The sequence below is a fragment of the Fodinibius sp. genome (assembly GCF_041642155.1).
Classification (GTDB): Bacteria; Bacteroidota; Rhodothermia; order Balneolales; family Balneolaceae; genus Fodinibius.
On record NZ_JBEPWZ010000140.1, the window covers coordinates 1 to 7,347 of the forward strand.

General features: G+C 50.0%; 6 protein-coding genes and 1 pseudogene. 6 read left to right on the forward strand and 1 reads right to left on the reverse strand.

The features are described from left to right. From purH to rodA, 6 genes and pseudogenes are all read left to right on the forward strand, one after another. A pseudogene (gene purH, locus ACESLU_RS09160) lies at positions 1-650 on the forward strand (bifunctional phosphoribosylaminoimidazolecarboxamide formyltransferase/IMP cyclohydrolase); the annotation flags it as partial. A gap of 133 nt (positions 651-783) precedes the next feature. Continuing rightward, positions 784-1,836, forward strand: a complete 1,053-nt coding sequence (locus ACESLU_RS09165) for a rod shape-determining protein (protein ID WP_372638233.1) — start codon at positions 784-786, stop codon at positions 1,834-1,836. Positions 1,837-1,851: 15 nt separating this feature from the next. After that, positions 1,852-2,694, forward strand: a complete 843-nt coding sequence (gene mreC, locus ACESLU_RS09170) for a rod shape-determining protein MreC (protein WP_372638235.1) — start codon at positions 1,852-1,854, stop codon at positions 2,692-2,694. After that, on the forward strand, positions 2,691-3,164 hold the full coding sequence (gene mreD, locus ACESLU_RS09175; RefSeq protein ID WP_372638238.1) for a rod shape-determining protein MreD: 474 nt from the start codon (positions 2,691-2,693) through the stop codon (positions 3,162-3,164). Before mreC ends, mreD begins: the two co-directional genes overlap by 4 nt. 7 nt (positions 3,165-3,171) lie before the next feature. Continuing rightward, a complete protein-coding gene (gene mrdA, locus ACESLU_RS09180; protein ID WP_372638241.1) occupies positions 3,172-5,007 on the forward strand; it encodes a penicillin-binding protein 2 in 1,836 nt (611 codons plus the stop codon). Next, on the forward strand, positions 5,000-6,250 hold the full coding sequence (gene rodA, locus ACESLU_RS09185; protein WP_372638244.1) for a rod shape-determining protein RodA: 1,251 nt from the start codon (positions 5,000-5,002) through the stop codon (positions 6,248-6,250). The genes mrdA and rodA overlap by 8 nt, the downstream gene beginning before the upstream one ends. 242 nt (positions 6,251-6,492) lie before the next feature. Here the strand turns inward: rodA and ACESLU_RS09190 are convergent, their stop codons facing one another. Continuing rightward, a complete protein-coding gene (locus tag ACESLU_RS09190; RefSeq protein ID WP_372638247.1) occupies positions 6,493-7,176 on the reverse strand; it encodes a ribonuclease HII in 684 nt (227 codons plus the stop codon). Between the last annotated feature and the right edge of the window lie 171 nt (positions 7,177-7,347).

The following is a 7,347-nucleotide window of genomic DNA, read 5'->3' on the forward strand; positions in this document are numbered from 1 at the left end:
AGTCCCCATTCGGCGGCATCGTGATCGTCAACCGGGAGCTGGATCGGGCTACCGCGAAGGCTGTTGATGAAATATTCACCGAAATCATTATTGCGCCCTCCTTTTCCGAAGAAGCCCTGTCGCTGCTGGAACAGAAGAAAAACCGGCGGCTCATCCGGCAACAACGACCCCTCAGCAAAACAACAGAAAAACAATTTCGATCCATATTCGGGGGAGCCCTCAGCCAGAATGCTGATTTTACGATTACCGCGAAAGAGGATCTCAGGGTCGTAACAAAACGGCAACCAACGGAAAGAGAAATACGGGATATGCTCTTCAGCTGGAAGGTGGTAAAGCATGTGAAATCGAATGCCATCGTGTACGCCAGAGATCAGCAGACGATCGGTATCGGCACGGGACAGACGAGCCGGGTGGAGGCCTCCCAAATCGCCCTTGCCAAGGCCCGGGAAGAGGGACTGTCCCTCGACGGAACGGCCATTGCGTCAGACGCCTTTTTTCCTTTTCCCGATGGAGTGGAAGCCGCGGCCGGGGCCGGTGCAACCGCGGTTATCCAGCCGGGCGGAAGCATCCGAGATGAACAGGTCATCGACGCGGCAGACCGCCTTGGACTGGCCATGGTATTCACGGGAAAAAGGCTTTTCCGTCACTAAATTCGACTTGCAATTTCATTTTAACTTTTAATCTTATTTATTCGCAAATAGGCGGACAAAATTGTATTTTCGACATTGTTATTTTCGCAGAAAATAATTTGACGACCCCAAGCTCATCTACATTTTTTAAAACATGGAAAAAAACGTCTCTAACGTGCAGAAAAATCAAAATAATAAAGGATGGTTCGACTGGCTCTATACCGATATAGCCATCGACCTGGGGACAGCCAATACGCTTATCTACTCCCGGGGAGAAGGCATTGTGCTCAATGAACCCTCCATTGTTGCCCTGAACATGCAAAATGAACCGGTAGCAACGGGCCATGAAGCACGGCTGATGCACGAAAAGACCCACAAAAATATCCGTACGGTACGTCCGCTCCGGGATGGAGTGATCGCTGATTTTGAAGTGGCCGAGCAGATGATCCGCGGCATGATCGACAAGGTGAAAATGAAATGGTATTCAAGTACCCGGCAGATGGTTGTCTGCGTGCCCAGCGGCATCACCGAGGTAGAACGACGCGCCGTGCGCGACAGCGCCGAACACGCCGGCGCAAAATCCGTCCATCTGGTTGATGAGCCCATGGCGGCCGCTATCGGCATCGGGCTGAATGTGCATGAACCGATCGGTAATATGATTGTTGATGTGGGGGGTGGAACCACGGAGATTGCCGTAATCGCGCTTTCCGGCATCGTGTTTGCCCAGTCCGTACGCCTGGGAGGGGACGAGCTGAATGACGATATCATCAACTATTTCCGCCGTAACCATAACCTGCTTATCGGGGAGCGTACCGCTGAAAAAATCAAGTGTGAGATCGGCTCCGCCGCCCCTCTCGATGAGGAGCTTGAAATGGACACGAAGGGACGCGACCTGGTCAACGGCGTACCCCGGACCCGGCATGTTACCTCCAAAGACGTCCGGGAAGCCATTTCCGAATCCGTCAATACGATTGTCGAATCCATTACCAAGTCACTGGAACAAACCCCGCCCGAACTCTCGGCAGACATCCTCGACCGGGGAATTCTGCTCACCGGGGGGGGAGCCAAACTCAAAAACCTGGATAAATTGATTCGGGAGACCACCGACCTGCCCGTTCATATTGCCGAAGATCCCCTGACGGCAGTCGTCCGCGGCACCGGCGCTATCCTGGAAGATCTGGAATACTATCGAACGGTAATTAATTAAGTCACAATAGGGTGAATGCAAATACGTTTTCCGGGAATATCTGATGTCAAAGATCATATTATTACAGCGGTGATCTTGATCACCGCTGTTTTTTTTATGATCGGCCGGCATCAGGGCGGTCTCGACAACCTGCGTAAGATGTCGGTAACCCTCTTTAGTTATCTTGAAGAGCCCTTTTCCAATATCCGCACGTATCAGCAAGCGCTCAAGACCAACACCTACCTGAGAGAACAAAATGTGCTGTTGCTCGATGAGCTAAGCCGGCTGCGGTCGGCCGACCAGGAAAATCAACGGCTGCGGGAGCTGCTTGATTTCAGCCGCGAAAGCAACCTGGATCTGTATCCCGTACAAGTTGTGGGCAAAAAGCTAAACCAGGTCTCTAATTCTTTAACTATTGATGCGGGTACCGAGCAGGGAATTGAGAGCGGAATGCCAGTGGTCGGAGCCGAGGGACTGGCCGGAAAAGTTATTCTGACTGACAGGAGATACTCCCAGGTGATGCCTTTTTTAAACACTCTTTTTAAAGTCAGCGCGAAACTGCAAAAGTCAAATGCTTACGGCATTGTTTCCTGGGATGACAATACCATCGAAGAGCTTCAGCTTAACCATATCCCGCAAACCGTTGACGTTGATACGGGAGAAGTAGTCGTTACCTCGGGCTATAGTAACCAGTTTCCACCTGACATTCCCATTGGGAAAGTCACCCGTACGGTACCTCAAAAAGGTAAGGATACCCAAAAAATATTTCTCGTTCCCTTTGTCAACCTCTACAGCATGTCAGGTGGATTTGTCATCAAGTTTAAACCCGATACTACGATCCGTGATCTCAATCAACAGTATCAGGAAGTATTAGAATGACCAAAGAACAGCTGAAATATTTCGGGGCCGGAGTACTGTTTTTGCTGCTGCAAATTGTGCTGTTCCGGCATTTGAGCATCTACCAGATGCAACCTGACCTTGTCCTGATCTTCCTGGTCTGGTTTATGAGCAAAAAAGACAGAACCGCGGCTTTGCTGATGGCGGGACTGCTGGGATTTCTACAGGATTTTTTGCTTGATCTGTGGGGACTTCATATGTTTACAAAAACATTATTAGTATATTTAAGCCACCGCTTTATACCAGAAGACAAAAAAACACCCCTGTTGATCGGACCTGTGTTTTTGACCGTCCTTCTAACTGCTCTGGTGCACAATATTATATTCTTAGGACTGAATCTTTTCATTCAAAACTATTCTGCTGAAGTCCTGTTTTGGCGTCACTTGATCGGCAACGGCCTGTATTCTGCTGTTATTGCCTGTTGCATACAACTGTTTAGAACAAAAAGATGATCCCTGCATGACACGTCATCAGAAAAAACGAACGGAATTATCAATTCGCATCTTTCAGCTGATCATTATCCTGCTTGGACTGGTGATCATGGGACGGCTGTTTCAACTTCAGATACTGGATTACGAAACGTATGAGCCGTTAAGCCGGGAAAATGCGCTTCGCCAACAGAGCATAAATCCGGCGCGCGGACTCATCTACGACCGGAACGGACAACTGCTGGTCGACAATAAGCCGATCTATTCCATTACCATCACCCCTTCTGCGTACGATCCCGATAAAATGCCTCTTTTGGCCGACCTTTTGGACGTACCGGATGCGGAAGTCCGGCAACGTGTCCGGGAGGCGCGGGATTACTCCTGGTATCGGACCTCCCGGCTTTTTACCGAAATTGACTTCAAAACGTTTTCCGTTATTCAGGAAAATATCTGGCAGCTCCCGGGGATCGGCCACCAGATAGAAAGCAAACGGCACTACCCGGTCGACAGCCTGCAGGCTTCTCATATCCTCGGCTACCTCCGGGAAGTTTCAAAAGAGGAATATCTCGAGCAGCAACATTATCATCTCGGTGATAAAACCGGAAAAACCGGACTGGAAAATGAATATGAATCCCAGCTCAGGGGTGAGTACGGCACGGAATATGTCGTGGTCAATGCGATGGGACAGAATCTGGGTTCTTACCAGGACGGGGCCATTGACGAGGCTCCTCAAAAAGGTTCGGACCTTCATACTACGCTTGATACCGGGCTACAGCTGTTGGCTGAAGACCTTATGAAGGGGAAACGGGGGGGACTGGTTGCACTGAATCCCCAGACAGGTGGCATTCTAAGTATGGTAAGCGCCCCCCAGTATGACATACGCCGCCTGTCGGGACGCATTGACTCCGACTACTGGCAAAAGATCAACACCGATCCCGACAACCCGCTATTCAGTCGCGCCCTGTCGAGCAAGCAGCCTCCGGGTTCTACGTTCAAGCCCTTAATGGGACTCATGGGACTGGAGCTGGGTATTATCAATCCAAACACGACCATCTATAATCCCGGTTACTATTCCCGGGGACGCCGTTATAACGATCTTGCCGACCCTGGACAATATAATATTGGCAAAGCCATTCAGGAGTCCAGCAATACCTTTTTCTTCTGGTTGATGGATAAAATAGTTCATAACTACAGTATCGACTATTGGAATGAACTCGCATCCAGCTTTGGCCTGGGACGTCCTACAAACGTCGATCTGCCCAATGAGACCATAGGTATTCTACCCGACAGCACCTATCTGAATAACCTGCTGGGCGAAGGCACCTGGGGGATTGGCGATCAGCTCAGCCTGGGAGTCGGACAGGGATTCCTGGCCGCATCTCCCCTGCAGATGGCGAACGTTACCGCTCAAATAGCCAACGGCGGCTACGCACTTCGTCCGCACCTGGTTCATTCCATTCGTCAAAATGACGGTACCGTTCGCTATACCGATATTGATACAACAAAGATAGGCTGGGTCAACTCCCAAAATATCGAGGTCATTAAAAACGGCATGCGTCGTGTTGTGACCACCGGCAGCGGACGCTATTACGCCAATTTGGACAGCGTCGAAGTAGCGGGAAAAACAGGAACGGCCCAGAATCCGCATGGCGAAGATCATGGGTGGTTTGTCTGTTTTGCCCCGGTGGATAATCCCCGTATTGCGGTTGCCGTTCTCCTCGAAAACAGCGGATACGGTTCTATATCGGCGGCCCCGATTGCTTCGCTGCTGGTGGAAAAATATATAACCGGCGAGATTAATCGCTCCCAGGTATACGACTACGTAAAAGATCTTGAACCCAAAACGGAGGACAACCCCGATGAGTGATTTTGGAGAATTTAATTGGCCTCTCACGACGCTCTGGGTTGGCCTGGTTACGATCGGACTGGTCGCTATCTACAGCGCTACTCAGGGTCCCGTTGCAGAATTTTTGCCTGCCTACATTCAGGTTAATTTTTATAAGCAGCTGATCTCTTTCGGTCTTGCCCTGCTGCTGCTCGTCGGCCTGCAATATGTAAGTCCCCGTACCTTTCGAGAGGGATCATACGTGTTCTACGCAGGGGGACTGCTGCTCATGGTGTTGACCCTTCTTTTCGGCAGAGAAGTAAACGGCGCCAAAAGCTGGCTGGTCCTGGGCCCGTTAAACCTGCAAACCAGTGAACTGATGAAAATTGCCACGGTCCTTGCCGTGGCAAACTATTTGACGAGCCAGCGCAACCTCTCTGCCGAAAATCTTAAAACAGCCTTAACGACGGTTCTGATCATTCTGGTCCCCACGATGCTCGTCATCATGCAGAATGACTCCGGTACGGCCATCATCTTTTTAGCGCTGATCCCCGTCGTGCTTTTTTGGTCGGGTCTGCCCTACGGCATATCGCTGTTTATTATATCTCCCGCTATAATAGGCTATCTGAGTATCATTGCCTGGTACTGGGGACTGGCAGCGGCTGTATTTCTAACGCTGCTGGTGTTTATTCTTCAGCGGCGGACCTGGCTCACCTTCACTTCTTTTGCCACCGGCATCCTGCTCGTTATTGGTGTACAGGTGGCCTTGTTTCAAGTGTTGCAGCCCCACCAGCGTGCGCGGATAGAGGCCTTCACCAACCCCTCCTTCGATCCCCAGGGAGCGGGCTGGAATATCATACAGGCGAAGACCGCCATCGGTTCGGGGGGATTGTACGGCAAGGGGTATTTGGAAGGAACCCAGACACAACTTCGTTTTTTACCCGAGCAGTGGACCGACTTCATTTTCTGCGTAATAGGAGAAGAATTTGGTTTCGCAGGAGCCGGTATCGTAGTTTTATTACTGACAGGATTTACGATTGTTCTTCTGCGATCTGCCGCCAATCATAAACATCCCTTTGCCCAGCTGGTCATTGTGAGTGTCGCCGCTATCTATTTCACACATTTCTTTATCAATATAGGCTCGGCTACCGCGCTTATTCCGATCATCGGCGTCCCCCTGCCCTTCATCAGCTACGGCGGTTCGGCACTGATTACCAATACCCTTATGCTCGGCATCTGTTTAAACCTGGATTTCCATAAGCGGCAGTTCAGTATCTACCGTTAGGGTCGTTATCAGTTATCAGTTATCAGTTATCAGTTATCAGTTATCAGTTATCAGTTATCAGTTATCAAAGGCAGCCGATTTCTAAGCTTCGGGTCAAGGATTAAGTTTAGTTATTTGCAATTAGTTAAGGGCCTCGTAAAACTCTATAGTGATTCATTTTGCTGGTTTCTCAACTTTTTACCTTCTCCTTAACACTTCATACTTTTCGCTTTTCACCGGTACAGGGATCATTGTTCCACTGATTACCCGAACGTTCCCTTACCCTTAGAGTTATTTTTTTCTTCGATCATTTTATCCGTTCGCAATTTAAAACTCTGGCGATGATACCGGGTCGCTCCATATTCCTGCAAACCCTCAAAATGCTGGCGGGTCGGGTAACCCACATTCGTATTCCAGCCGTAATAGGGATATTCTTCGTGGAGATTACGCATCCACTCGTCCCGGTATACCTTTGCAATAATGGAAGCCGCCGCTATGCTCATCGAACGGTCATCGCCCCTGACCAGGCACTGGTGCGGGCACAATCCCGGGCTAAAGCGGTTCCCGTCCACCAACAGGTAATCGGGGGCGGCCTGTTCTGCCTCGCTGCATTTATGCATCGCCTTTATGGACGCATGCAGAATATTAAGCTCGTCTATTTCACGCGGCATGCACCACCGGACGGTCCAGAAACGGGCCTCTTCTTTAATGTGCCGGCTAAGCCTTTTGCGATCCGCCAGGGAAAGAGCCTTGCTGTCTTTTATCTCCTCAACAAACGTCCCCGCCTCGAAAATCACCCCGGCAGCCACCACCGGTCCCGCCAGACACCCGCGTCCCACTTCATCGAGACCCATCACCCGCTGCATGCCTTCCTCCCATAGCCTGCGCTCAAAATGAATCCGGTCCACGGGTTCATTTTTATCAAGGTCGTCAACCGTCACTGTCATTTTTGAATTAATTTGTTTTCCAATATGTTATGTATACTCCTGCTAAAGTCAATATAATTACTATGCATTTCAAGTATCAAAAATGGGATTCTACATTCGCAAAAAAAACGGCCGAGACGCCCTTTGATACGCTCATGGATCTGTTTCAGGAACTGCTCACCATTGCGAGCG